The 24,193-nt window shown below is 47.0% G+C and carries 23 protein-coding genes; 9 read left to right on the top strand and 14 right to left on the bottom strand.

What is annotated here, in order from left to right:
* Positions 1 to 101: 101 nt before the first annotated feature.
* Together mnmE and T538_RS0107005 are read right to left on the bottom strand one after the other, a co-directional pair.
* Positions 102 to 1,493, bottom strand: coding sequence for a tRNA uridine-5-carboxymethylaminomethyl(34) synthesis GTPase MnmE (gene mnmE / locus T538_RS0107010; protein ID WP_031532864.1), 1,392 nt, complete (start codon positions 1,491 to 1,493; stop codon positions 102 to 104).
* 21 nt (positions 1,494 to 1,514) lie between these two features.
* Positions 1,515 to 2,273: a PP-loop family protein gene (locus T538_RS0107005; RefSeq protein ID WP_031532862.1), complete on the bottom strand. Its 759-nt coding sequence runs from the start codon at positions 2,271 to 2,273 to the stop codon at positions 1,515 to 1,517.
* Between the two features lie 156 nt (positions 2,274 to 2,429).
* Here T538_RS0107005 and T538_RS0107000 point away from each other — a divergent pair, with 156 nt between their 5' ends.
* From T538_RS0107000 to T538_RS0106965, 7 genes are all read left to right on the top strand, one after another.
* Entirely contained in the window at positions 2,430 to 3,509 is a 1,080-nt protein-coding gene (locus T538_RS0107000) for a bifunctional hydroxymethylpyrimidine kinase/phosphomethylpyrimidine kinase (protein ID WP_031532860.1), read from the top strand.
* Between the two features lie 169 nt (positions 3,510 to 3,678).
* A complete protein-coding gene (gene pdxS, locus T538_RS0106990) occupies positions 3,679 to 4,551 on the top strand; it encodes a pyridoxal 5'-phosphate synthase lyase subunit PdxS (protein WP_031532859.1) in 873 nt (290 codons plus the stop codon).
* Position 4,552: 1 nt separating this feature from the next.
* Entirely contained in the window at positions 4,553 to 5,155 is a 603-nt protein-coding gene (gene pdxT, locus T538_RS0106985; RefSeq protein WP_031532857.1) for a pyridoxal 5'-phosphate synthase glutaminase subunit PdxT, read from the top strand.
* A gap of 292 nt (positions 5,156 to 5,447) precedes the next feature.
* Complete coding sequence (locus T538_RS17665) at positions 5,448 to 6,455, top strand: TlpA disulfide reductase family protein (protein ID WP_051655936.1); 1,008 nt, start codon at positions 5,448 to 5,450, stop codon at positions 6,453 to 6,455.
* Positions 6,456 to 6,616: 161 nt separating this feature from the next.
* Entirely contained in the window at positions 6,617 to 7,933 is a 1,317-nt protein-coding gene (locus T538_RS0106975) for a hypothetical protein (RefSeq protein WP_031540946.1), read from the top strand.
* 18 nt (positions 7,934 to 7,951) lie between these two features.
* Positions 7,952 to 8,497 (top strand): hypothetical protein, encoded by a 546-nt coding sequence (locus T538_RS0106970; protein WP_031532853.1) that lies wholly within the window; start codon positions 7,952 to 7,954, stop codon positions 8,495 to 8,497.
* The gene (locus T538_RS0106965) at positions 8,494 to 8,910 is read left to right on the top strand and encodes an FKBP-type peptidyl-prolyl cis-trans isomerase (RefSeq protein ID WP_031532852.1); all 417 of its coding nucleotides are present in this window, start codon (positions 8,494 to 8,496) and stop codon (positions 8,908 to 8,910) included. The genes T538_RS0106970 and T538_RS0106965 overlap by 4 nt, the downstream gene beginning before the upstream one ends.
* A 46-nt stretch (positions 8,911 to 8,956) precedes the next feature.
* On the opposite strand, the gene T538_RS0106960 is transcribed toward T538_RS0106965, so the two are convergent.
* Together T538_RS0106960 and T538_RS0106955 are read right to left on the bottom strand one after the other, a co-directional pair.
* Complete coding sequence (locus T538_RS0106960) at positions 8,957 to 9,979, bottom strand: threonine aldolase family protein (RefSeq protein WP_031532851.1); 1,023 nt, start codon at positions 9,977 to 9,979, stop codon at positions 8,957 to 8,959.
* A 24-nt stretch (positions 9,980 to 10,003) separates the two neighbouring features.
* A complete protein-coding gene (locus T538_RS0106955) occupies positions 10,004 to 10,357 on the bottom strand; it encodes a cupin domain-containing protein (protein ID WP_051655935.1) in 354 nt (117 codons plus the stop codon).
* Between the two features lie 438 nt (positions 10,358 to 10,795).
* Here T538_RS0106955 and T538_RS0106950 point away from each other — a divergent pair, with 438 nt between their 5' ends.
* Positions 10,796 to 11,695 carry an Abi family protein gene (locus T538_RS0106950; protein ID WP_031532848.1) on the top strand — a complete coding sequence of 300 codons (900 nt, stop codon included), beginning with the start codon at positions 10,796 to 10,798 and terminating at the stop codon, positions 11,693 to 11,695.
* A 274-nt stretch (positions 11,696 to 11,969) separates the two neighbouring features.
* On the opposite strand, the gene T538_RS0106945 is transcribed toward T538_RS0106950, so the two are convergent.
* The 5 genes from T538_RS0106945 to T538_RS0106925 form a co-directional block, all read right to left on the bottom strand.
* Positions 11,970 to 12,905, bottom strand: coding sequence for a M14 family metallopeptidase (locus tag T538_RS0106945; RefSeq protein WP_031532846.1), 936 nt, complete (start codon positions 12,903 to 12,905; stop codon positions 11,970 to 11,972).
* Positions 12,902 to 13,834, bottom strand: coding sequence for a M14 family metallopeptidase (locus T538_RS0106940; protein WP_031532845.1), 933 nt, complete (start codon positions 13,832 to 13,834; stop codon positions 12,902 to 12,904). Before T538_RS0106940 ends, T538_RS0106945 begins: the two co-directional genes overlap by 4 nt.
* Complete coding sequence (locus T538_RS0106935; protein WP_031532843.1) at positions 13,831 to 14,604, bottom strand: transglutaminase family protein; 774 nt, start codon at positions 14,602 to 14,604, stop codon at positions 13,831 to 13,833. Before T538_RS0106935 ends, T538_RS0106940 begins: the two co-directional genes overlap by 4 nt.
* Before the next feature lie 3 nt (positions 14,605 to 14,607).
* Positions 14,608 to 15,306 carry an alpha-E domain-containing protein gene (locus tag T538_RS0106930; RefSeq protein WP_031532842.1) on the bottom strand — a complete coding sequence of 233 codons (699 nt, stop codon included), beginning with the start codon at positions 15,304 to 15,306 and terminating at the stop codon, positions 14,608 to 14,610.
* A 185-nt stretch (positions 15,307 to 15,491) separates the two neighbouring features.
* Positions 15,492 to 16,820: a circularly permuted type 2 ATP-grasp protein gene (locus tag T538_RS0106925; protein ID WP_031532841.1), complete on the bottom strand. Its 1,329-nt coding sequence runs from the start codon at positions 16,818 to 16,820 to the stop codon at positions 15,492 to 15,494.
* 676 nt (positions 16,821 to 17,496) lie between these two features.
* Between T538_RS0106925 and T538_RS0106920 the strand changes: the two genes are divergently transcribed.
* The gene (locus tag T538_RS0106920) at positions 17,497 to 18,882 is read left to right on the top strand and encodes a hypothetical protein (protein ID WP_031532840.1); all 1,386 of its coding nucleotides are present in this window, start codon (positions 17,497 to 17,499) and stop codon (positions 18,880 to 18,882) included.
* 81 nt (positions 18,883 to 18,963) lie between these two features.
* Here T538_RS0106920 and T538_RS0106915 read toward each other — a convergent pair whose 3' ends face one another.
* From T538_RS0106915 to T538_RS17660, 5 genes are all read right to left on the bottom strand, one after another.
* On the bottom strand, positions 18,964 to 19,371 hold the full coding sequence (locus T538_RS0106915; RefSeq protein ID WP_031540944.1) for a hypothetical protein: 408 nt from the start codon (positions 19,369 to 19,371) through the stop codon (positions 18,964 to 18,966).
* A gap of 12 nt (positions 19,372 to 19,383) precedes the next feature.
* Positions 19,384 to 20,289, bottom strand: coding sequence for a DUF445 domain-containing protein (locus T538_RS0106910; RefSeq protein WP_031532838.1), 906 nt, complete (start codon positions 20,287 to 20,289; stop codon positions 19,384 to 19,386).
* A gap of 9 nt (positions 20,290 to 20,298) precedes the next feature.
* Positions 20,299 to 21,621, bottom strand: a complete 1,323-nt coding sequence (tuf, locus tag T538_RS0106905) for an elongation factor Tu (RefSeq protein WP_231497078.1) — start codon at positions 21,619 to 21,621, stop codon at positions 20,299 to 20,301.
* Positions 21,622 to 21,800: 179 nt separating this feature from the next.
* Complete coding sequence (tuf, locus tag T538_RS0106900) at positions 21,801 to 23,135, bottom strand: elongation factor Tu (protein ID WP_081834894.1); 1,335 nt, start codon at positions 23,133 to 23,135, stop codon at positions 21,801 to 21,803.
* Entirely contained in the window at positions 23,078 to 24,004 is a 927-nt protein-coding gene (locus T538_RS17660) for an MORN repeat-containing protein (protein ID WP_051655934.1), read from the bottom strand. Before T538_RS17660 ends, tuf (T538_RS0106900) begins: the two co-directional genes overlap by 58 nt.
* Positions 24,005 to 24,193 lie beyond the last annotated feature (189 nt).

The raw sequence follows: 24,193 nt of genomic DNA, 5'->3' as shown, positions 1-24,193 counted from the left end.
GCTATGCAAATGTAAACTATTGTGCTGATTTGGCTGATATATACATTTTTTTAGTTGCAGAATCTACTTTCCCACGCAGAATCTACTTTCCCACGCAAAATCTACTTTCCCACGCAGAAATTCTTGAAGATATTGCCAAGTACCTCGTCGTTTGAAATCTGGCCTGTTATTTCGCCGAGGATGTTGATTGTCTCGTTCAAGTCTTCGGCAACAAGGTCGCCGGGAATGTTGAGGTCGAGGGCGGTGCGCACCTTGGCGATGCTCTCGCCAGCCTTGCACAGCACCTCGTAGTGGCGCAGGTTTGTCACTATTATGTCGCTCTCGTTCACTTGCGGGATTGATGCCTTAGCCACCAGCCATTGCTTCAGTTCCTCTATGCCGCTGTTTTCGAGCGCGCTGATTGACATTATGTCGATGCCATCGCCAAGAGTGCGGCGTATTGTGTCGGCACATTGCGCAACGGCATTTTCTGTGGCTGAATCCGACTTGTTGAGCAGGACGGCAAGTTTCTTGTCCCTGCAATGGCGCGCGATGTCCCCCATCGCCTCGTTGTCTGTTCCGGCGAAAGTCGTAGAATCTATTAGCCAGAGCACGATTTCAGCCTTGTCCATCTTCTGAAAACTGCGCTCAATGCCTATGCGCTCAATCTCGTCGGTTGTCTGACGGATTCCGGCTGTGTCGATGAAGCGGAATATCGTTCCGTCGATATTCAGAGTTTCCTCTATCACGTCGCGCGTTGTTCCGTGAATGTTGCTCACGATGGCGCGTTCCTCGTTAAGCAGTCGGTTCAGAAGTGTGCTCTTGCCGGCATTCGTCTCACCGATGATTGCCACCGGAACGCCGTTCTTTATGGCATTTCCGAGTTTGAATGATGATGTAAGATAGCTGATGCGGTCCTCGATTGTTGCCGCCAGATTTCGAAGTTCGATGCGGTCGGCAAACTCAACATCCTCTTCGCTGAAGTCGAGTTCAAGTTCAAGCAACGACGTGATTTTCAAAAGTTTCTCGCGCAGCTGCGCAAGTTCTTTGCTGAATCCGCCGCGCATCTGGTTCAGAGCCAATCGGTGCGTGCTTGCCGACGATGAGGCTATGAGGTCGGCAACGGCTTCGGCCTGACTCAAGTCCATCTTTCCGCTCAGAAAGGCGCGTTTCGTGTATTCGCCAGCCTTGGCGGTGCGCGCTCCGTTGGCTATGAGGAGTTGTATCACGGTTTGCAGAATGTAGTCGCTTCCGTGGCACGAAATTTCAACCGAATCCTCGCCCGTGTAAGAGTGCGGCGCACGGAAGACGCTCACCAACACTTCATCGACGATATTCTGTTCGGCATCGACAATATTGCCGAATATAACGCTGTTCGCCTTTGTCTCAGCAAGCGTCTTTCTGCCTCTGAATATCTTGTCGGCAATGCTAATCGCCTCTGTTCCCGAAACTCTCACAACGCCTATGGCACCTCCGCGGGCGGTGGCAATGGCGCATATCGTATCTTCCGTAATCATAATCAAAAAAATGGGTGTTTAATTGTTTTTTGCCTGCGGTAGAAGTTCTGTCTGTATGTTGTTCATCGAGTTCCACAGACTGTATCTCGCCTCCGGATTCATCTGCTCTAACTGCGCAAAAATCTGCTTGATGTCAGAGCGGTGCGAATCGGTTTCGTAAGGACAGTTCTTTATCAGTTTCCGATAGCCGTGAAGTTCTGCGAGCCTTTTCAGGTCGGCTTCGTGAACGAGGCACATCGGACGGATAATCGTCATGTCGAATTTCCTCATCACAAGTTTCGGCGGCATGGTGCTGAATGCTCCTTGAAAGGTGATGTTCATCAGCATCGTTTGCAGAATGTCGTCCTGATGATGGCCGAGCGCTATCTTATTGCAGCCCAGTTCTTTTGCGAGCGTGAAGAGGGCTTTGCGTCGGTTCCACGAACAGAGAAAGCATGGCGACTTCCGATTGTCGGTTGTGGAGTCGAAAGATGTCTCCACGATGTGAAGTTTTACGCCGTGGCTCGCCGCAAACTCCTCAAGATATTTGTGGTCGCTTTCGTACTTTATGTTGGTCATCACAACGTGTGCCGCCTCTACCGTGAAGCGCGGTTTCAGAACCTTGCTGCGCTCGGCAAACAGTTCGAGCAGAGCCAGCGAGTCCTTTCCGCCCGAAAGCGCAATAAGTATCTTGTCGCCCTCGTCGATGAGCGAATATTGCACCAATCCTTTCTGAAAATGCGTGCGGATGCGCTTGGTGAGTTTGTACTCCTCCGACAATTTTTTCTGTTCGTCCATTTTATTCATAATAAGCAGGCAAAATTATGAAAAAAAGCGCACATAAGCCACGTGGATTCAGAAAAATGCTGAAAGGAAAGATTTTTCCGCAGTATATTTGTTAAAAACGGAACTCTTTTTTGGTGATGTGGCGCAAAAAAAATGTATCTTCGCGGAATGAAGCAGAATATACCAGTTATGAGCGTTACAGGCTCGGACAATACGGGCTTTGCCGGAGTTCAGGCAGACATACGCACAATCTCGGCTCTCGGAGCGCGTGCCGTCACGGCAATTACTTCGATAACCGTTCAGGATGCCTACGGGATTCAGAGCATCCACGACCTTCCGGCAAGCATGGTGGCTGGGCAGACAAAGGCGGTGTTCAACGATGTGCATCCGCGAGCCGTGAAGGTTGGAATGGTGCGCGATGCCGAGACTGTAAGGGTTTTGCGAAACGAGATTATCGGCTGCCGGAAGATTGTTCTCGTGCCGGGAATCTTGTCGTCGCATGGCGAGCGTCTGCTCAGCGATGCCGCCATCGAGGCATGGAAGTCGAACCTCATTCCCGAGGCTTCCCTGCTCATACTGAAGTGTAGCGAGGCAGAACTTCTTCTCGGCATGACCGTTGCCACAAACGACGATATGGTACGTGCCGCCGAGATGCTCGTCGAAATGGGTGCGCAAGCCGTGATGCTCCGTGGCGGACATCAGACCGAGGGAATGCTCACCGCCATTCTCTATGCCGAGGGGCAGAAGCGTTTCTTCTCGTCGCACAACACCGAAGGCTGGCAGAAGCACGGCGTTGCCGGAGTATTCTCTACGGCGGTGGCAACGCGCATGGCTATGGGCGACGATGTTTTTCAGGCGGTGGCAAATGCCCATGCCTATGTTCACAGTCAGGTGGTTTATTCGGTAACGGCAGAAAGTCGTCTGGCGCGTCCTGCCGACATCTACAACCGTTTTATGTCGATAATTGCCGAGAATTACAAGTCGGCTCACGATGTAGCTTTCTATGCCGGAAGACTCTCGATAACAACGCGTTACCTCTGTCAAGTTACGGATAAGGCTGTGGGCAAGTCGCCAAAGCAGATTATTGCCGAATATATAATGCACGAGGCTGTGACGCTTCTCGAAAACTCGCGCCTCACCATTCAGGAGATTTCCGACAACCTCGGCTTCTCGTCTCAGGCAATGTTCAGCAAGTTCTTCCGTAATAATTGCGGAAAATCGCCAACACAAGTCCGTAAAGACTACTGAAAATCTGACAAAAAGAAAGCATCTTGATTGTTTCTACGGAAATTTTCCAGATGTTTTTTTGTTTGTTTCGGCTTATTGTTTTCTCTTTTCGGAACAGAATTTTGTCGTTTTGCGCAAACGAATTTTATTTTGCACCACAAATTTCAAACAAAAGAAAATAAAACGCAAAATGGAAAACAGAGTAGAACTAAATCGTAATTTGGCGCAGATGCTCAAGGGCGGCGTCATCATGGATGTAACAACCCCAGAGCAGGCTCGCATTGCCGAGGAGGCTGGTGCTTGTGCAGTAATGGCATTGGAGCGTATTCCGGCAGATATTCGCGCAGCAGGCGGCGTTAGCCGTATGAGCGACCCTAAGATGATTAAGGGTATTCAAGAGGCTGTCTCAATCCCAGTCATGGCAAAGTGCCGTATCGGTCATTTTGTTGAGGCTCAGATTCTTGAGGCCATTGAGATTGACTATATCGACGAGAGCGAGGTGCTCAGTCCGGCAGATGATGTTTATCACATTGACAAGCGCAAGTTCAAAGTGCCTTTCGTTTGCGGTGCTAAGGATCTTGGCGAGGCATTGCGCCGAATCAACGAAGGTGCTACAATGATTCGTACAAAGGGCGAGCCGGGCACGGGCGATGTTATTCAGGCTGTTCGCCACATGCGCATGATGCAGAGCGAAATTCGTCGCCTTGTCTCAATGAGCGAGGACGAACTTTACGAGGCAGCAAAGCAACTCCGCGTGCCTTACGATTTGGTAGATTTCGTTCACAAGAACGGCAAGCTTCCAGTCGTAAACTTCGCAGCCGGCGGCGTTGCAACTCCAGCCGATGCGGCTCTGATGATGCAACTCGGTGCTGAGGGCGTTTTTGTTGGTAGCGGTATCTTCAAGAGCGGCGACCCGGTAAAGCGTGCTCAGGCAATCGTAAAGGCTGTTACAAACTACAACAATCCTAAGGTCATTGCCGAGTTGAGCGAGGATCTTGGCGAGGCTATGGTTGGCATCAACGAGAGTGAGATTGAGTTGCTGATGGCAGAAAGAGGTAAGTAATATGATTATTGCAATATTAGCATTACAGGGAGCATTTGCTGAACATCAGCAGATGCTCCAAAAATTAGGTGCCGACTCTATTCTTATTCGCAATCTGCCCGACTGGCAGGATTTTATCGGTCGCGACGAGCCGAAGGGACTCATCATTCCGGGCGGAGAGAGTACGGCAATGAAACGCATCATGCGCGATGAGAATCTTGTTGAGCCTATCCGCAGCGCAATTGCCGGCGGACTTCCTACTTTTGGAACATGCGCCGGAATGATTCTCTTGTCAAAGAAGATTGAGGGCAACGATTCTGAATCGTTTCTTGGTGATGCTGCCATGAACGTGGTTGTGCGCAGAAACGCCTACGGCCGTCAGCTCGGCAGTTTCTATACCGAAGAATCCTTCGGCGACATCTCATCTTCCGAAGATGAGAAAGTGCCGATGACATTCATCCGCGCTCCGTTTATCGTAGAGGTGGGCGAGGACGTAAAGGTGCTTGCGAAGGTCGATGGCAACATTGTGGCTGTTCGTCAGGGTAGTCTGCTTGCCACTTCGTTCCATCCCGAACTGAATGATGATTTGAGGGTTCACCGATATTTCCTTGGTATGATAGGTTAGGGTAAGGGCAAAAAAAAAGGTTGTCATCCCGACAACCCATCTTTTATAACCTTTAATCTAATACCATGAAAAACACGTTGCAAAGATACTGTAATTTTTATGTTATGCAACATATTTGTGCTAAATTTTTATCACAGTTAACATTTTTTAACATTTGTTATTTTGATATCGAATACTTTTTTGTTGTTTTATATCTAAAAGTATTACCGTTTTAATTTATAATCAGCCAAAAAGCATTGTTTTTCTCGACGGAAAAATATATCTTTGCATAATCATTTTAATACACAGAATAATGAACATGAAAATTAGAGGTAAAATGCTCGGCTTTGCACTAATGCTGAGTGTTGGTGCAATGGCACAAAACAGTTATACACTTAACGGAAAATGCGAATCTAACGTAAAGAAACTTTACGTAAACGATATGCTTGGCAACACGATTGACAGCGTTGCCGTAAAGTCTGGCGCGTTTACGCTCAAGTCAAAATCAACAGAGGCTAATCAGGTGCTTGTGCTGGCAACGCGCAAAAGCCGCCGAATGTCGGGCTACAAGTCGGCTATGTACATTGTTGATGGCGACAAAATCAGCATAGACCTTACAACCGGTGCAAGCAGCGGCACAAAACTCAACGACCTTCTGAAGAAGGAGAACGCCCTCCTCGGAAGCATTGCTGACAACGACGAGGCAAAATACGTCAAGACTCTGAAAGAAATTGTGAGCCGTAACCGCAACAACGTGGTTGCCGGAGTGTTTATGAACGAACTTTGCTATGAAGTTGAGTATGAGGAACTTTGTAAAATGCTCGACCCTTCGCTTCCTTATTTCGCAAACTCGGTTATGAGCCGTCCAAAGAAGGTTAAGGAGGCTTATGAGAAGTCGATGCCCGGAAAGAAGTTCATCGACCTTGAGATTCCCGATGCCAGCGGAAATGTTCATCGACTCAGCGAGTGGATAGGAAAGGGCAAGTATGTTCTTATCGACTTCTGGGCTTCGTGGTGCGGTCCGTGCCGAAGAGAGATGCCAAACGTGGTTGCCAACTACGAGAAGTACAATCCTAAAGGCTTGGAGATAATCGGAATCTCGTTCGACTCGAAGGCTGAGGCTTGGAAGGGTGCGGTTGAACGTCTTGGAATGAAATGGGTTCAGCTGTCCGACCTAAAGCAATGGAAGTGCGTGGCAGCCGAACCTTACGGCATCATGTCAATCCCTTCGAACGTACTTGTTGCTCCCGACGGAACAATTGTTGCAAAGAATCTGATGGGCGAGAAACTCGGCGAGAAACTTGCCGAAATCTACAAATAATTCTGGAAAACTCCGAAGCAAGAAAAGTTGGTTGCTCCGGAGTTTTTCATTTTCCAACTAAAACCGGGCATTCAGCCGCGACAAAAAACAATACTTGTGTATTTTTGCCGTTTACGTAAAAAAGTGTTAAATTTGTGCCGTTTTTCATAAATAGAATAGTGATGAAGATTATAAGATATGCTTTTCTTGCCGTTGCGATGCTCGTAGCCGGAAGCGCGTGGGCTCAGACGGCAGCACAGATAAACCTGCTGAAGAAGCAGGCGATGAAAGGAAACATCCAGTCGTGCGCCAAGTTGGCTGCCTATTATCGTGCCAACTGGATGCTCGACGATGCCGAGACTTATTACACCAAGCAGATAATTCTTCTGAACAAGAAGAAGCAGAGCAACGAGGCAATGGCTGTGGCTCGTCTGCGCGAGCAGGTGAGAAAACTGCGCGACAATCTGCCAAACACATCTAAGGTGCAGTTTATCGACAGTGTAGTGGTCGACAAGGAGGCTTTCCTAAGCGAGATAAAGATGGACAAGGAGAACGGAACCATCGACTCGTACCAGCATTTCTTCAACGTAGCCGATTCTACTGGCGCGATGATTTTCCTTAACGGATTCGGAACAAAACTCACATATTCGTATCGCAACGAAGCAGGACATCTTCAGCTTTTTACCTGCGACAAGGCGGGTGATGGTTGGACAGAATCGCACATCTGCCGTGGACTTCAGGAAGATTGCGATATCAATTATCCGTTTGTAAATTCCGAAGGAACAAAGATGTACTACTCGTCAAACAGTCGCGAAGGCATCGGAGGATACGACATTTACATGACTCGCGAGAACGGCGACGGTACGGGTTTTGTTGAGCCTGCCAACCTCGGTTATCCGTTCAATTCAGAGTTTAACGAATATCTTTATGTCGAAGACGACGTTAACCAGCTTGGATGGCTTGTCAGCGACCGATATCAGCCCGAGGGAAAGGTGTGCATCTACATCTTCATTCCCGAAGGATTGCGAACTTCTTACGACTACAACGATCCCGATGAGCGCAAGCAGTGCCAGAAGGTGGCAATGCTTCACAGTCTGAAGGATACTTGGACCGACAAGGACGCCGTTGATGAGGCTCTTGAGCGTCTTGCCTTCGTGCGCAACCAGAGTGAGGCGGCGAAGAACGTTATTCCGAAGAAGGAATTTACCTTTGTGGTAGACGACGACCATGTTTACTATTATCTGTCCGACTTCAAGAGCCCTTCAGCCTACACGTCGGTAAACAACTGGCTGGCTCGCAAGAAACACTTTGAGGATATGAGTGCGAAACTCGAGCAGCAGAGGCTTGTCTACGCATCGTCGTCGGTTGCCGAGAGACAGCGTATGGCAAATTCGCTTTATCAACTCGAAGAGCAGGTTTTCGAACTCGAGGATTTGGTTAAGCAGGTAGAGAAGAATCTTCGCAAGGAAGAACTGTCGGCACTTGGACTGCTCAGATAATTTTCAGGTACAGAAAGAATGGACAATCAGGAATATCTTGACAAGTATGAAGATGCGCTGATGCAGAAGATAGCGCAGATGTGCGTGGCTATGCAAGTTGCCGACAAGGTTCTTGCATCATCGCCCGATATAGACAACCGATGGGAGCAGATTGCTCTGCCATACATGGGCGATGCCGTTAAGGAGTTCGAAAAATATCCTACCGTCTCGCTTGGCTGGGCAATGTACGTTGGAATGGCTGTGGCACATTGCTGGGATGCCGAGTGGGAGAAATATTCGGGCTGTCAAAATCTGTACGAGACGTTTCGCGACGTGCGCGGATTCGACTGCATGGACGAACACATCCGCGAGGATATTTTGCAGATGGAGGGCGAGGAATACGACCGTTGCGAGGAACTTGTGCGCATCTGCTCCGAGAAATCTCTCGACACAATCAGGCACGAGCAGGTTGAGCCGGGAAGTCCGATGGCATTTCACGTCTATGTCCGAAGCATCAAGGTTCTTTACAAGGTAGGCGCAGCCGTCGAGCTGAAGCGTCTTGGCTATAAAATGGAAAAACAATGAACGAAAGAGACAAGAGATACAAGGAAGCAAACGCGCTTTTCCTAAAAACGAAGGAGGGAGAGGGCATCTACACAAAGCATCAGAGCGGAATGCTCTACCGCAAGATAAAGGAAGGTGCTGGCGGAACGGTCTTTCCGCGCACAAACAGCATTGTGTTTGTCCACTACACAGGCAAGTTGATTGACGGCAAGGTTATCGACACAACCGAGGACGGACATTCGTTGCCTGCCTGCTTTGTTGTTCGCGAACTGATAATGGGCTGGCAGATTGCTCTCACAAAGATGCGCGCCGGCGACCGCTTCGAGATAATCCTTCCGTACGACCTTGGCTATGGCAAGAAACGGTGCGACGACATTCCCGGTTACTCAACACTCATTTTCGAACTTGAACTGATAAAAGTAGAACAGAGATAAAAGAAAAGTTCCTAATCGCTAAACGGTTAGGAACTTTTTTATGCTTTTACAACTCTGCGATAAGTTGTTCAGCAGCCTCTTGCTTTGTTGCCCAGCTTGTTACGAAGCGCACGGTTGAGTGTGTCTTGCCTCGCGTGCCCCAAATCTCGAATGTCGATGTACGCATCAGTCTGTCAATCACCTCGTTTTGTAGAGTGAAGAACTGCTGGTTGGTAGGAGAGTCGATGAACGGCTTGTAGCCTTTCGCCTCGAAGCCTTTCTTCAGAATCATTGCCATGTCGATGGCGTGAGCCGATATCTTGTGGTAGAGATTGTCGGTAAACAGCGTTGCAAACTGAATGCCGAGCAGTCTGCCCTTGGCGAGCAGTGCGCCGTGCTGCTTTATCAGTGGGAAGAAGTGCTTTAGTAAGCCCTTGCGAGCAACCACGCACTCGCCAAACAGCGCGCCGACCTTTGTTCCGCCGATGTAGAAGATGTCGCAGAGGTCTTTCATGTCCTTCAGCGTGATGTCGGCCTCAGGGCAAGCCAAGCCGTAGCCGAGGCGTGCGCCGTCGATGTAAAGCGGAATATCGTGCTTCTGGCAGATGCCGTGCAGCTTAGTCAGCTCTTCTTTTGAATAGATTGTTCCGTACTCGGTTGGAAAGCTAATGTATAGCATTCCCGGAGCAACCATGTGCTCGTATGTCTCGTCGGCATAGAAGTTTGTTATGAAGTCCTCAACCTCGTCGGCATCGACCTTTCCGTCGTGTGACGGAAGGGTGAGGACCTTGTGTCCGCACGATTCAATTGCGCCCGATTCGTGTGCATTGATGTGTGCCGTTGTGGCTGCCAAAACGCCTTCGTGACGCGCCAGCAAGCCGTCAATCACGGTAGAGTTTGTCTGTGTTCCGCCCACCAATAGATGAACGTCGAGTTCATCGTTTCCGCAAGCCTCTCTGATTAGTTGCTTTGCCTTTGCCGTGTAGTCGTCGCTTCCGTATCCGGTGGTTTGCTCAAAATTTGTCTCGAGCAAGCGCTGCATCACAAGCGGATGTGCACCTTCCATGTAGTCGCTGTCGAAATGTTTCATTTTTTTACGTTTAATTTTTTTATCTCATTTTTGTGGATTTTTCCAATCGAGGGCAATGCCGATGCACATACATCTGCTCGTCTTTTCGAACTTGATGGAGTGCGACGTGTTGGCTGGAACGTAGATGTAATCACCCTTGGTGAATGGCACTTTCTCGTCGTTTATCGTGAAGAATCCTTCGCCTTCTTCCCAATAAAAATGCTCGTCGAGAGTGGGATGGACGTGCTCCTCGCACACATCGCCTGCGTTGAACGTGGCAACGCTAATCTGTCTGCAAGGCGTGTCGAAATCCTGGTAGTTGAACAATACCTTCTTCGTTCCGCTGTCGTGATTAAGTGGCTGTGTCTTAATATCGTCAATGCTTCTCTTAAAACTCATTTTCTGTGCTTGAATTTAGTGGCGACAAAAGTACAAAGTTTTTTCGGAATGAACGGTCTTTTGGCAAGCAAAACTTTGCGGAGGGAAATCTTGGAAAGTCACAATTCATAATTGTTTGCTTGTGAAAAAAGAGAAATGTGCTTACTTTTGTCGTAAAGGTATTTTTGTGTAGTTTTGCAGAGTATTTTTTTGATTTGTAGCTGAATGACAATGAACAAAAGTAAGGAGTTCTACCATCTTATTTCTTCACAGAAGATAGCGTATTTGTTGTGCTTGTTTCTGTTTTGTGGCTGTCGTTTTTTACTCATAGTTCGTGTAATAAATAAATTTTTCCTGAAATGTTTGCATTAGTGTAGGTTTCTTCTTATCTTTGCGGTGTTAGTTCCCGCCAAGCCTCTCGCTGATGCTCAAATGTGCGGGGCTTTTTTGTTTATAGATATGGCACGAATAAATTTTACCAAAACCTATTCAAATTCGGCAGATTTAGTAAAACTACTGAAGTCTCGTGGAATGGAAATCAACGATGAACATAAGGCTGAGGATTATCTGGAGAATATCGGATATTATCGTCTGTCGGCATATATGTACCCTCTATTGAAAAGCCCTAAGACTCAGCATCAGTACAAGATTGGAGCCTCGTTCAAAAAGGTTATGATGCTATACCGCTTTGACAAGAAATTGCGAATGCTTATGTTCAATGAGATTGAGAAAATAGAGATAGCTGTGAGAGAAGCTGTTATGAATATCACTGCTGAGATGTCCAAAGATGATTTCTGGTTGATGAATAGTGAACATTTTGCCAACCTACAAGTCTTTACCGATACGGCAAATCGTATCGGCATGGAGTACCGTAAATCAACAGAGGATTTTATACAGCATTTCAAGAACAAGTATACAAACCAATACCCTCCTGTTTGGATTCTTGGAGAGCTTCTTACTATGGGGACGATTAATATTGTGTACCGAAATCTAAAGGAGAATAGAATTAGAAAGGCTATATCTCACAAATTTGGACTCCAGCCAAAGGTATTTGAATCATGGATTACGACATTGACTCTTGTAAGGAACTCATGCTGCCATCATTCCAGAGTATGGAATAAAAAGAATATTATTCTGCCAATGATGCCAAGACGTATTCACCGACCTTGGATAACCCAACAGGTCGATCCTCAGAGAACATACTTTAATATTTGTATTATCAAGTATTTCTTGGATGTTATATCTCCTAATAACGATATGCTCACCAAGCTTCGTTGGTTGTTCGTTGATTTCACGGAGGTTGATTTGAAAGCTCTAGGATTCCCAAATGGATGGGAATTTGAACCTCTTTGGAAATAATATGAATACAGATGTTTGCAGACGCTGAAGGCGTCTCCTCTCGGTAACCGCAGGTTGGAACGACCTGCGGAAAAAGTCATCATAGCAAGCACTCTGAATGAGTGCCCCATCTGTCGCAATGGATTTTTGTAAATACGTTTGTTACATTCATGTATGGTGGGGTGTTTATCCGCAAAGCTATACATCATTCTAAGCAAATTCGAATCTCATTCAGAACAGATATTCAAGATAAAGCCTTCTGTAAAAAACGGTAATTTACAGAAGGCTTTATTCGTTATAAGTCTATTGCGTGAATCTTGAACAACAGGGCGTTTTGCAGCACCACAGGGCGGTTGTGGGCGAAGAAGACCGTACCTTCGACCGTCGATTTCACGTCACTCAGAATCTGCCCATTGTACGGGTGGATGATGTTTGCCAACGATTGCCCCCGATGCACGCGGCTTCCTGCGTTTACCTGCCGAAGCAGGATTCCAGCATGTTGCGCCTTGATGTGCATGAGCGTCGATTCGTCGATGGCTTCCGACTCGAAGGCTGCACCGCCAAAGCGGGTGGCGATGATATGGGTGCGGCTCATCATGCGCAGGATGGCATCTACATTCTCGTTTCCCGCGGTCTGGTCAACCTGAGCCGTTTTTCCGGCATAGACTGAGAAGGCTTTGGTGTTCCACAGCTGCCAGTTGTAGTTGAGCAGCGTCGTGTCGAACGGGCGCGGCTTGTAGGTCGTTACATAGCGCATTCCGAACAGACGCGCCGTCTCAACATCTTCGTAGCCAGTTTTCAGCATCCTGACGTGCGGAACGAAGTCTCCCGGAACGTAGTAGCTTGCCAGCTGTATGCCGTACTCAAACCCTTTCAGTGCATCGAAGACGGCGGCGGCTATGCGTTGCGTCGTCTCGCCGTTGTCGTAGCCCGGAAACATGCGGTTGATGTCGGTGTTGTCCATCGCCCAGAATCGTCGGCTCACGTTCATCGAAAAAGGGTTGCACGACGGAATTACCAAGACGCTTTTCCCTTTCACTATGCCGCCCTGCCGCTCGATGGTTGTCAGGCGGTTTACAAGTTGGGCGCAGATGTACTGCTGCTGCACCTCGTCGCCCCTCATCGCTCCGACAATGGCAATCGTCTTTGCCCCTTCGCCAAAGCGGTATCCACGGATGCGGAAGTTATCGCGGTACGACGATGTCATCTCAAATATCGTTTCTTCTCTCATACTTTTTCAGAATTAAAGATTCGTGCCATCAGCGAGCCTTCATAGACGATGGGGTAGGCTCGGATGGTAAACAGATATCCGTTGACCGGCGACTTTACCGTGCTGAGTACCTTGCCGCGCAGAGGGTCGACGATTTGTCCGATGGTCTGTCCTTCGGTCACGCCGACACCGCACTTCAGCTCCGTGAGGAACACGCCCGATGTCTCTGCATTCAGGAACGTCACGCGGTCGCCCTTGCAGACGATGGGGCTTGGCACATCGTCCAGAACATCGCCTCGCCACATGCCCATGTGCCGCATCAGGTTCAGAATGCCGCCGACCAGCCGCCGGCACATCTTGTGGTTGATGCGCTGGCCGACGCCCATCTCGACCACCAGACACGGCGTTCCGGTGCTGTTGAGCGAGTGTGCCAGCGTGGCCTCGAGCACCGTCGCGGCCTCGTGAACCCACACAAAGTCCATGCCCAGATGCTCGGCAAAAGGCACAAGCCATTCGGCATCCTGCACGTTGATGCGTACCTGTGGTGTCTCGCGCAGGAAAAGGTTGCTTGAGTGTATGTCGATGACCATGTCGGCCCCCTTGATGTCCTCGATGATGGCGTGCGCCGTCTGCTCTGCCATTGTGCCGTGCGGGTCGCCGGGGAAGATGCGGTTCATGTCGAGGTCGAAGTTAGGGATGCCACGCTGTATGGTGTCGATGCCCAACGGGTTGAGGGCAGGGAAGATTTCGAGCGTTCCGTTGAGCAAATCCTGATGTCCGCCCACGATGCGCGCCAGCTCGTAGCACACCATCTGACCCTCCAGCTCGTCGCCGTGAGTGCCTGTGACGATGCAGAACCGCAGTCCGTCCTTGCCGTTGTGTATCACGTTTTTGCGGATGCAGAACTGCTCGTCGATGGGCAGCTCTGTCGATACTATAGTCTTAATCATAGTTCTTGTAGTGTTACGTTGATTTGTGTCTGTTGCACCGCCTGTCCGCAGAACATTCCGCGGCTCACGGGACAGTCTGCTGAGTCGCGTCCGTGTGCCAGTTTAACGTAGCCCTGCTGAATCAGTTCGCAGTCGTGCGTAGGGTCGAAGCCTTGCCATACGTAGCCGTCGAACACCTCGACCCATGCGTGCGTCTGCCCCGTGCCTTCGAGAAATCCGTTCACGTAGCGCGCCGGAATGTCGTTGGCACGGCAGAAGGCAATCATCAGATGGGCATAGTCCTGACACACACCGCACTGTCTGGCAAACACTTCGCTCGCCGGTGTATCAACCGTGGTGGTTTCTGGCTGATATTTCATCATCTGGTACACACGGTGGCACAGTTCTTCAGCCTTCTCCAATGGCTTCATTTCTGGCTCTGTTGCTGCCGCAGCCTTCATCGCCTCGTTTATACCTGTCAGTCGCGACGGCTGGCGGTAGAGAAAGATGTTTCCGCCGCATTGCTTCTGCAAATATGTTTCCGTGGCGACGATTCCGGTGCTGACGTAGGCGAAAACCGTTTGTGGCTTTCTTGTGCTGCCGAAGAGGATGCGGTTGCCAAAGGCGTCGGTGCCCGTAGAAAGAACGTAGTCGGGCGATGCCACAACGTGTTCCTGCTCGATAGTCTGAAAATCGTTTACTGCAGGCTGGCATCGCAGCATTACGGCGTGTCTCGATACTGCTTCGCTGAATGTCACGATGGTCTGATAGTTGTACAGATATCGTTTCATCGTTTAAATTTTGGTCAGTTGGTTAAGCAGAGACAGCAGATTGTTTTTGTATTCCGTGTCGGCCGATTTTGTTCGTCTGCTTGCAATGAGGTCGTCAAGTTGGCACTCTATGTCTTCGTTGAGCAGTCCGGGCATGTGGCGGAGGTAACGCTTCAGCGAGTCGTATGCCAGAGCTATGCGCTCATGGTCGTAGTCGAACCGCAGCAGCATGTCAAGATTCTCCACGTTGCGTCCCATCATCATGATGTAGAGAGCCTCATGGTTGTGCAGACGCTGCTCTGCCGCGCCCCAGAAAGCGAGCGACCAGTCTATCACTGGTTGCAGATTGCAGAGGTTCATCTCCTGCTTGTTACGACATTCTTTCAGCAGAGCCACGCTCATTTCGAGGTAGCCGAGAGTTTCCGACATTATCTCCTCTCGCAGCAGAATGGCGTTGTCCATCGCCCTTGTCTGTGCCGACATTATTGATGACGGATTTGTTTCGTCGTACATCATGCCAACGGTAAACTCGTCGTTAGTCTGATAGTTGCCCGTCGAATCGAGCTTCTGCCAGATAGGCAGATAGTCATTCCGTTCACCGTCAATCATTTTGTCGCAGCATTTGCTCAGCTGATGCAGCGTAATGTAAACGCGTTCTTCGTAACGTCCCAGCCAAAACAGATTGTTAGCCTTGTGTGCCGATATTATTGTGCTTTTAACCATACTCTTAAAATTATAATGAAGGGTTATTAAAGTATAGAGGATATTTTTTTCAATCCCTCGTCTTTTTAATTAATTATGAAGGCAATTATGAATTTTGAATTCAGTTTTTTCAATTTTCAATTAAAATTGTGAATTGTGAACTGTGAATTGTGAACTGTGAATTGTGAATTGTGAATTGTGAACTGTCAATTCTCCACTACCCAAGTATCCTTGAAACCTCCGCCCTGCGACGAGTTCACCACGAACGAGTCGGGATTGCGCGAGAAGCGAGTCAGACCGCTGCGCCACACCCTCGTCTCCTTTCCGCTTATTACGAAGGCGCGCAAGTCGGCTTTGCGTTCCACAAATTCGTCGCCCTCCAGAATCTCCAAATCCTTGAAGTCGATGACCTCTTGTGCAATCCATCGGCGCGGCTGCTCTATGATGAGCGACTTCAGTTTCTCAAGCTCATCATCTTGCAAATCCTTGCCGAATACCACGCCGTAGCCGCCAGCCTCGCTCACATCCTTGACTACAAGCCTCCGTATGTTTTTCAGGACAAAATCATAGTCATCTTTGAAATAAGGCAGATAGGTTGGGGCATTCTGTAGTATAGGCTTTTCGTCAAGATAGTATTCAACCATCTTCGGCACGAAGTAGTAGATGCCCTTGTCGTCGGCCACGCCGTTGCCGATGGCATTTACGAGAGCCACGTTGCCAGCCTTGTAAGCCTGCATCACGTTTGGGATGCCAAGGAGCGACGAAGCCTCGAATATCATCGGGTCCATATATTCGTCGCTTACACGGCGGTAAATGCAGCCCACTCTGGTACGCTCTTTGTTTATGCCTGTGTAGTACACCATGTTGTCCTCAACAAAAAGCTCGCCGGGGTAGACAAGGGTTGCTCCAGTCTTCTCAGCCAGATACGAGTGCTCGAAGTAGGCTGAGTTGTAGCGACCCGGGGTGAGGATTACCGATATGCCGCGGTTGTCGTTCATCTCGTCCATCATGTCGCGCAGAAGGTCGGCATAGTCGCGGTTGTCGGCAACGGCAAGGGCTGTGAAGGTCGATGGTGCTACGCGGCGAGTAATCTTGCGCGCAATCATAGGGTAGCTTGCGCCGCTCGGAATGCGCAGATTATCTTCCAGAACGTACCATTGTCCGTCCTTGCCTTCAACGAGGTCGATGCCAGCGATGTGGGCATATACGCCGCCCGTCGGACTGATTCCCTCGCACTCAGGCAGATAGCCTTTCGATGAATAGACGAATTCCTCGGGCACGATACCGTCTTTTATTATTTTCTTCTCGTGATAGATGTCCCACAGAAAACGGTTCAGCGCCATTACTCTCTGTCTTAGTCCTTGCTCCAGATAGGCCCAGTCGCCCTTACCGATGATGCGTGGCACGGGGTCGAAAGGAAACAGTTGCTCGTTGAATACACCGTTCTTGTACACTCCGAAACGTACGCCATACCGTTCCATCCATTTGTTTACGGTGTCGCGACTTTCGGTCAGTTCTTTTATTCTTATGCTCATAGTTTTGTCTTTTTTTAGTTGTTGTGATTTGTGTTTATCTGCCTCTCTCTGTTTAAATGCTAAATTAAGTTAGGGTGTTGTAATTTTGTTGGTAAAATCGTATGAAAAATCGCTCTCTGTTGTTTGCAGAGAATCGGATAACCTATTGTTGGTTGGATATCAAACTTGTCATGTATATGGTCTTGTAAAATAGCATAATGAATAGTTTGTGTTGTGTTTATGTTGCAAAGATAAACTAAATTTTGAAAATATGAAACAAAATGTAAATAAAATATATTATTAGTGTTTCTTTTTGATTCAAATCAAAGAAAATGGGCGTCAAAAAGCAATGTTTTCTTCTGACAATTGCCTGTTAGTGATATGAAATGTTCTGCGCTTGTTTGGGGCTTACATTGTGCCGAATTTCAAAAATTGTCAGTATTATTATGATGTATTTGTTGCTCTAACTCCGTTCGCATGTATCGAAGGGACGCAAGAATTCCACCGCTGAAAAATGTTTCCATAAGTAAGATTTAATCTCTAATGCGTGTGCTTATTTGTTGCTTACTTGTTTGTATTAAGTCTTATGATACGAGATTTAAACAAAATTACGTTCAGATACCAAATAAATAGGCAATAAGTACGCGCTGCAAACGTAGTATTTGGTAATTTTGCAGCAACAGATAACGGTATAATTATGGCACAGAATTTATCAAAATACGAAGAATGGCTTACCGTAATAGCCAACACAAGACTTATTTTTAATACGATTGCAGAACTTGAGGACTGGCTTGACAACCATTCTATCCACAACAATGGTATAAAACGCAGTTTTAGCAGTCCGCAAAAAATACGTGCGGCTTTTGCCGACTTGCAAATGTATGTTTACTCATATAGCCACAATACAATTTTGCTCGACAATTTTATCGGGGAATACAAAAGGACATGGGATTTTTACCGTGCCAACCTTGCGCGCAGGTCTCAGCCGCAAAAGACAGTCGAAGAGATTCTGCGCTACATCTTTCTGCCGCCGTCCGACAATGGGGGAGGGACAAAGAAGACTGAAATATACCAGCAGATTAAGGAACAAAACATAAATGTGGCTATTCTTATAATGCTTATTCTGAAGGCGTTGCCCGGATATGAGTCTAAAGATGGTGACGTAGCAAACTTTGACGGCGTGTTTGATGAGGTGTTAAACATTCTCGACAATTTTGTCAACGGCGATGGGTCAAAAGTGCTATGCCCAATAGCAAGGGCGGCACACGAAGAAGAGGACAAGTCGAGAATGGCTTTGTATTGTTATGTTAGCGACATCCTCAATACCTACAGTAACTTCTCAAGTTATTCTAATTTAGCATCTTTAAAATTAGATTATGTGGAACTGGACATAGAGGGGTTTTGGAACGAGTGTGACGGAACGCTTAAAAATACACAGTTCTGGCAGATTGAATGTGCGGTAAATAGCGGAAGTTATTTTATGACGCATTGGAGCAAGGATGCCGAGAATCGTCTTAAAGGCTGTAGATACACATTGTTCGTATTTAAAGACGTAGACGACTCTCTTACTTTCTACATTCAAAACCCAAAGTCTATAGTGCGTGTATTGGAAGGACTTCCGCTCACCGACGAGGATGCCGCTTGGTACAGTACGGATGTGCCAGAACAGCATCCGCGCGTGTTGCCTCTGCATAAGTTTATTCCATCGTCGGTGTGGCAGAATAAGATAAACCTTACCAGATGTACCGACGAAGCCGTGACGTCGCAATACAACAAGTGGCTTGACAGTTGCAAGATTATAAAAACCTCCAAGCGTTACGAATATCTGTTCGTGCCCGGCTTGTATGCCGTAACCAAAGACTATCTGTATGTCGAATCAGAGAATGAAGGCGAATACTACAAAGTGCCAAAATCTGCACACGAAGGCTTCGACAAAATTCAGATGGACGATTTGGTGGGATGTTTGCAAATGAATGAAAGTGGCAAGGTTTACATCGCTTTCGACAAACTTTTGCTGTACATAGAGGTCACCGACGAAAATCTCGAGAAATACAATATTGAACGAGTCAGATGCATCGAATAGCATCTGACTCGTTCTTTTTCATTGTGCCTTAGAAACAGCAAACTAATGAGGCTCGAACCTCGTAGTAGTTTGCCGCCAATGTCATTTGAACTTTATGTCTGGCGGCACAATCCTGATGGTTGAGTGGTCGTCAGATTGGCGGGTCATCGGAATTTCGCCCGGCTGACACAGTTTGTACACTTCGTTGTTAATGTAGTCGCTCAAATCGGATATGTTGCCTTTGTTTGCTCCAAAGTTCAGAAGGTTGAGAAACGTGCGCGACGATGATTCAACCACCACCTTGCAAGTCTGGCTGCCCGTTGCAACAACCTTCATCTTTAAGTTTTCCGAGAATGGCGAAATCCATGCTCCATGCCGAGCCTCAACGATGAACAAGTCGTCGTTGTACTTTACGCTCGAAAACTTGGTGTGCTTCATCTCGAACAGATGCCTCACTGCCGTGTATGTAGCTCGGGCATTATGAGGAAATTCAAGTGTTAATGTCTGCATAAACAACCATATTTAAAAGATTAGGTTAGCACATCCTATAATTGTACCGAGACCTGCGCCAAACCACACTATAGCCTTCAGTTCCTTATTCATCACCTCGAGAATAATAGGCTCAATCTCATTCATATCCATCTCGTTAATGCGCTGTTCTACAATTTGGCTTATGTTTAACGTAGCAAGGATTCTCGGAAGATGCTCAAGTATAATAGTGCGGTAAACAGAAAGTATTGCCGTTTTTGCATTTTCTATCTGTTCTTCGTGCCCTAAAAAGAATTCGCACATCGGAGTGTTGATGAATTTCTCCCCCTGCTCATCTACCAGATTATGCATAATTGTAGAGGAATTATCCTTAATCATACTGTTGATTTCCTTTGCAAGACGAGGCTCGGCAACAGCTGCAATTGGTCCCAGCAACTTGTCTGCCCCAAAAGTGCCCCAGAAACTTCCGGCCACCTTTTCCAGCGCATGCTTTACCGCAATATGGGCTATATCATCGCCAAAATTTGAACTGGCCAGACTATCCGACAACAATCTCTCAAACTCAGTCTTCGTACTGCCAACCAACTGGTTTACATCCTCTTCGGAAAGATAACGAGAGACGAAAGCGCGCAGACTCTCCTTGTTCAGGCATTGTTTCTGACAAAACTGGTCAATGCTGCTCTTCATTTTCTGTATAAGTTCATCAGAAAGCAAAGTGCGTTCAAGCACGTCCTTGTTCATCAGGTTCTGACTAATGGCGTCGCCCATAGCCTTTGCTATGCGTCCTTTCTCCTTCGGAATAATTCCGGGAGTGAAGGGCACATGCACACCAAAGATATACTTAGCCTTGTGAGGGCGGAACAACATTCTGATAGCAATATCGTTGGTTATGTATCCAATAACACCACCCATGAGTGGCGGCAAAACAAGTGACAACATAGTTATTTTCTAATCGTAAACCTCTGTGATTTGACCAGAACCTACTATTCTACCACCCTCACGGATAGCGAAACGAAGACCTGTGTTCAAAGCTGTAGGGTAGTCCAACTCAACATAAATCTCAACGTTATCACCCGGATTTACCATCTCAATGCCTTCTGGCAAAGTAATCTCACCGGTAAAGTCCATTGTACGGAGATAGAACTGAGGACGATACTTGTTCTTGAATGGAGTATGACGACCACCCTCTTCCTTCTTCAATACGTAGATTGTAGCCTTGAAGCCCTTGTGTGGAGTGATAACTCCTGGGTGTGTGATAACCATACCACGCTTAATCTCAGTCTTCTCAATACCACGGAGCAACAAACCAACGTTATCACCAGCCTCACCTTCGTCAAGAAGCTTACGGAACATCTCAACACCAGTTACAACTGACTTCTTATCCTCACCAAGACCAAGGATCTGAACTTCATCACCTACCTTAACAACACCTGTCTCGATACGACCAGTAGCAACAGTACCACGACCAGTGATTGAGAATACATCCTCAACTGGCATCAAGAATGGCTTATCTGTAGCACGAACCGGCTCCTGAATCCAAGTATCGCAAGCGTCCATAAGCTCCATTACCTTGTCCTCCCACTCAGCAACACCAATAAGTGCACCAAGGGCAGAACCGCGGATTATTGGGGTATCCTCTTCGAAACCGTATGTCGTCAAAAGAGTCTTAATCTCCCTCTCCCTGCTCTCGAGCATCTCCTCATCGTCAACCATATCACACTTGTTCAAGAAAACAACCAAGCGAGGCATGTTTACCTGACGAGCCAAAAGGATCTGCTCGCGAGTCTGAGGCATAGGACCATCAGTAGCAGCAACTACGATGATAGCACCATCCATCTGAGTAGCACCAGTAACCATGTTCTTTACATAATCTGCGTGTTCCGGACAGTCTATGTGTGCATAGTGGCGCTTTTCGGTCTCATATTCGATGTGAGCGGTATAGAAAGTAACACCACGCTCTTTCAACTCAGGAGCGTTGTCAATCTGATCGAATGACTTGACTTCCTGATTACCGAAGCCATTCTTACTTAGAGTTGCAGAGATAGCTGCAGTCAAAGTAGTCTTGCCGTGGTCAATGTGACCGATAGTACCGATTGTTACATGCGGTTTGCTTCTTATAAAATCAAGGCGTTCGTCATCTTGAAGTGTTTGATTGTATCCAGATTGTATGGTTGTCGAAGAAGTGTAGTTTTCACGAACTTCTTCATTCAGCCTATTTTGCTTTAGCGCTTTCATTTCCATAAAAAGTCTGCGCTTTTCGTTTGCATCCATAATTTTTTGTAAAAAACTTTATAAATACTATCATTAAATATGGCTTGTAATGTAGTCTCTGAGCAACCTTGGTATTCGCCTTTAAGCCATCACCCTTTCTATTTTTTCCCCGTCTGCAGAATATAAAGTTTCTAGACCAGAGCAATTTCAATCTTCATCAAAGCCGTTTAAACTCTGTTTTAATACACCGCTGTGATTTGACCAAAGCCAACAGTTCTGCCGCCCTCACGGATAGCGAATTTAAGACCTGTATTTAAGGCAACAGGGTGTGTCAAGGTAACATAAATCTCAACGTTATCACCTGGCATTACCATCTCAACGCCTTCTGGCAAAGTAATCTCACCTGTACAGACTGCTGTGTGGAGATAGAACTGAGGACTATACCAGTCTCTGAATGGAGTGTGACGACCACCTTCTTCCTTCTTCAATACGTAGATTCTGGCTTTAAAGTTATCGTAGACTTTAGTACTGTTTGGCTTGCAAATAACCATGCCACGCTTAATTTCAGATTTCTTTATGCCACGAAGCAAAATGCCTGCGTTGTCGCCAGCTTCACCATGGTCAAGAGTTTTATGGAACATTTCAAGATCTGTTACATCCACATACTTGTCTATACCGAGACCCAAGATCTGAACCTCATCACCAACCCTAATAACACCTGTCTCAATTCGTCCTGTAACAACCGTACTATGATCGTTGATTGAGAAGGAATCCTCAATAGGCATAAAGAATGGTTTATTTGTTGCACGAACTGGCTTCTGAATCCAAATATCGCAAGCATACATAAGCTCCATAACCTTGTCCTCCCACTTTGGATCGCCCTTAAGCGCACCACGAGCAGAACCACGGATGATTGGAGTTTCCTCTTCGAACTCATATGTAGTCAAAAGATCCTTCATCTCCATCTCAACGAGATCAAGCATCTCCTCATCGTCAATCATATCACACTTGTTCAAGAAAACAACCAAGCGAGGTATGTTTGCTTGACGAGCCAAAAGGATGTGCTCGCGAGTCTGAGGCATAGGACCATCAGTAGCAGCAACTACGATGATAGCACCATCCATCTGAGCAGCACCAATGAACATGTTCTTTACATAGTCAGCGTGTCCCGGACAGTCAATGTGTGCGTAGTGACGCTTTGCTGTCTCATACTCGATGTGGGTGGTGTTGATAGTGATACCACGCTCTATCTCCTCAGGAGTGTTGTCAAGTTGGTCGAATGACTTGACTTCCTGATTACCGAAGCCCCTCTTACTTAGAGTTGCAGAGATAGCTGCAGTCAAAGTAGTCTTACCGTGACCAATGTGACCGATAGTACCGATTGTTACATGCGGTTTGCTTCTTATAAAATCAAGGCGTTCGTCATCTTGAAGTGTTTGATTATATCCAGACTGTGTCGTTGCCGAAGAAGTGTAGTCTTCACGAGTTTTTACATCTGCAGAGTGCCTGTTTCCTTCTACTGGCTTGTCTGCTTTCCATAGACCACTGCGTATTTCTCCATTTGCATAATACATTGTACCTTGACCAGACCTTTGCCATTCTTCATCAAAGTCACCTTCATATCTGTCTCCATTTGTATAGTAGTAGGTTCCATGTACTGGATTGCCTTCTTTCCACAGAGCTTCAAGTCTATCCCCATTAGAACAATAGAATGTACCTTGCCCAGACCTATCCAAATATAAATGTTCATCAAAGTCTCCTTCGTATCTGGCTCCATTTGTATAGTAGTAGGTTCCATGTACTGGATTGTCTTGGCCCCTGTGTTTGAAAAATAGGATGTACCTTGCCCAGACCTTTTCCAGTCATCGTCAAAGTCTCCTTCGTATCTGTCTCCATTGGCATAGTAGTAGGTTCCATGTACTGGATTGCCTTCTTTCCACAGAGCTTCAATTCTTTCCCCATCTGCAAAATACGCAGTTCCTTGCCCAGACCATTTCCCTTCATCAAGGTCACCTTCGTATCTGGCTCCATTTGTATAGTAGTAGGTTCCATGTACTGGATTGCCTTCTTTCCATGTGCCTTCTAGTTTTTCTCCATCTTCAAAATAGTATGTTCCTTGACCTGAATATCGCAAGTTTTCGTCAAAGCCTCCTTCGTATTTGCCTCCATCACAGAATTCTGTGCCATGTACAGGCTTGCCTGCTTTCCACAGGGCTTCTATTCTATCCCCAAAAGAAAAATAGTATGTACCTTTGCCCGAAGGCTCTCCGTTAAAGTCAAGATAACCTACATACTTATCACCATTGTCATATTGAATCGTTTCAATAGAACCTGACTGTGTATCTACAGAAGAAGTGTAATCTTCACGAACTTCTTCATTCAGCCTATTTTGCTTTAGCGCTTTCATTTCCATAAAAAGTCTGCGCTTTTCGTTTGCATCCATAGAGTTCCTAATTATTTTAGTTTCTAAAACGTTATATATACAGTCTGTTGTATTATTTATTTGTTACATCACCTAGGTATTTGTCTTTAAGCCATTGACCTTTTAGAATTTTTCCGTTTGAAAAATAGTATGTACCTTGCCCAGACATTTTCCAGTCATCGTCAAAGTCTCCTTCGTATCTGTCTCCAT

The organism is Bacteroides sp. Ga6A2, from assembly GCF_000702225.1.
GTDB lineage: Bacteria > Bacteroidota > Bacteroidia > Bacteroidales > Bacteroidaceae > Ga6A1.
This window is presented reverse-complemented; position numbering and strand designations above follow the sequence as displayed.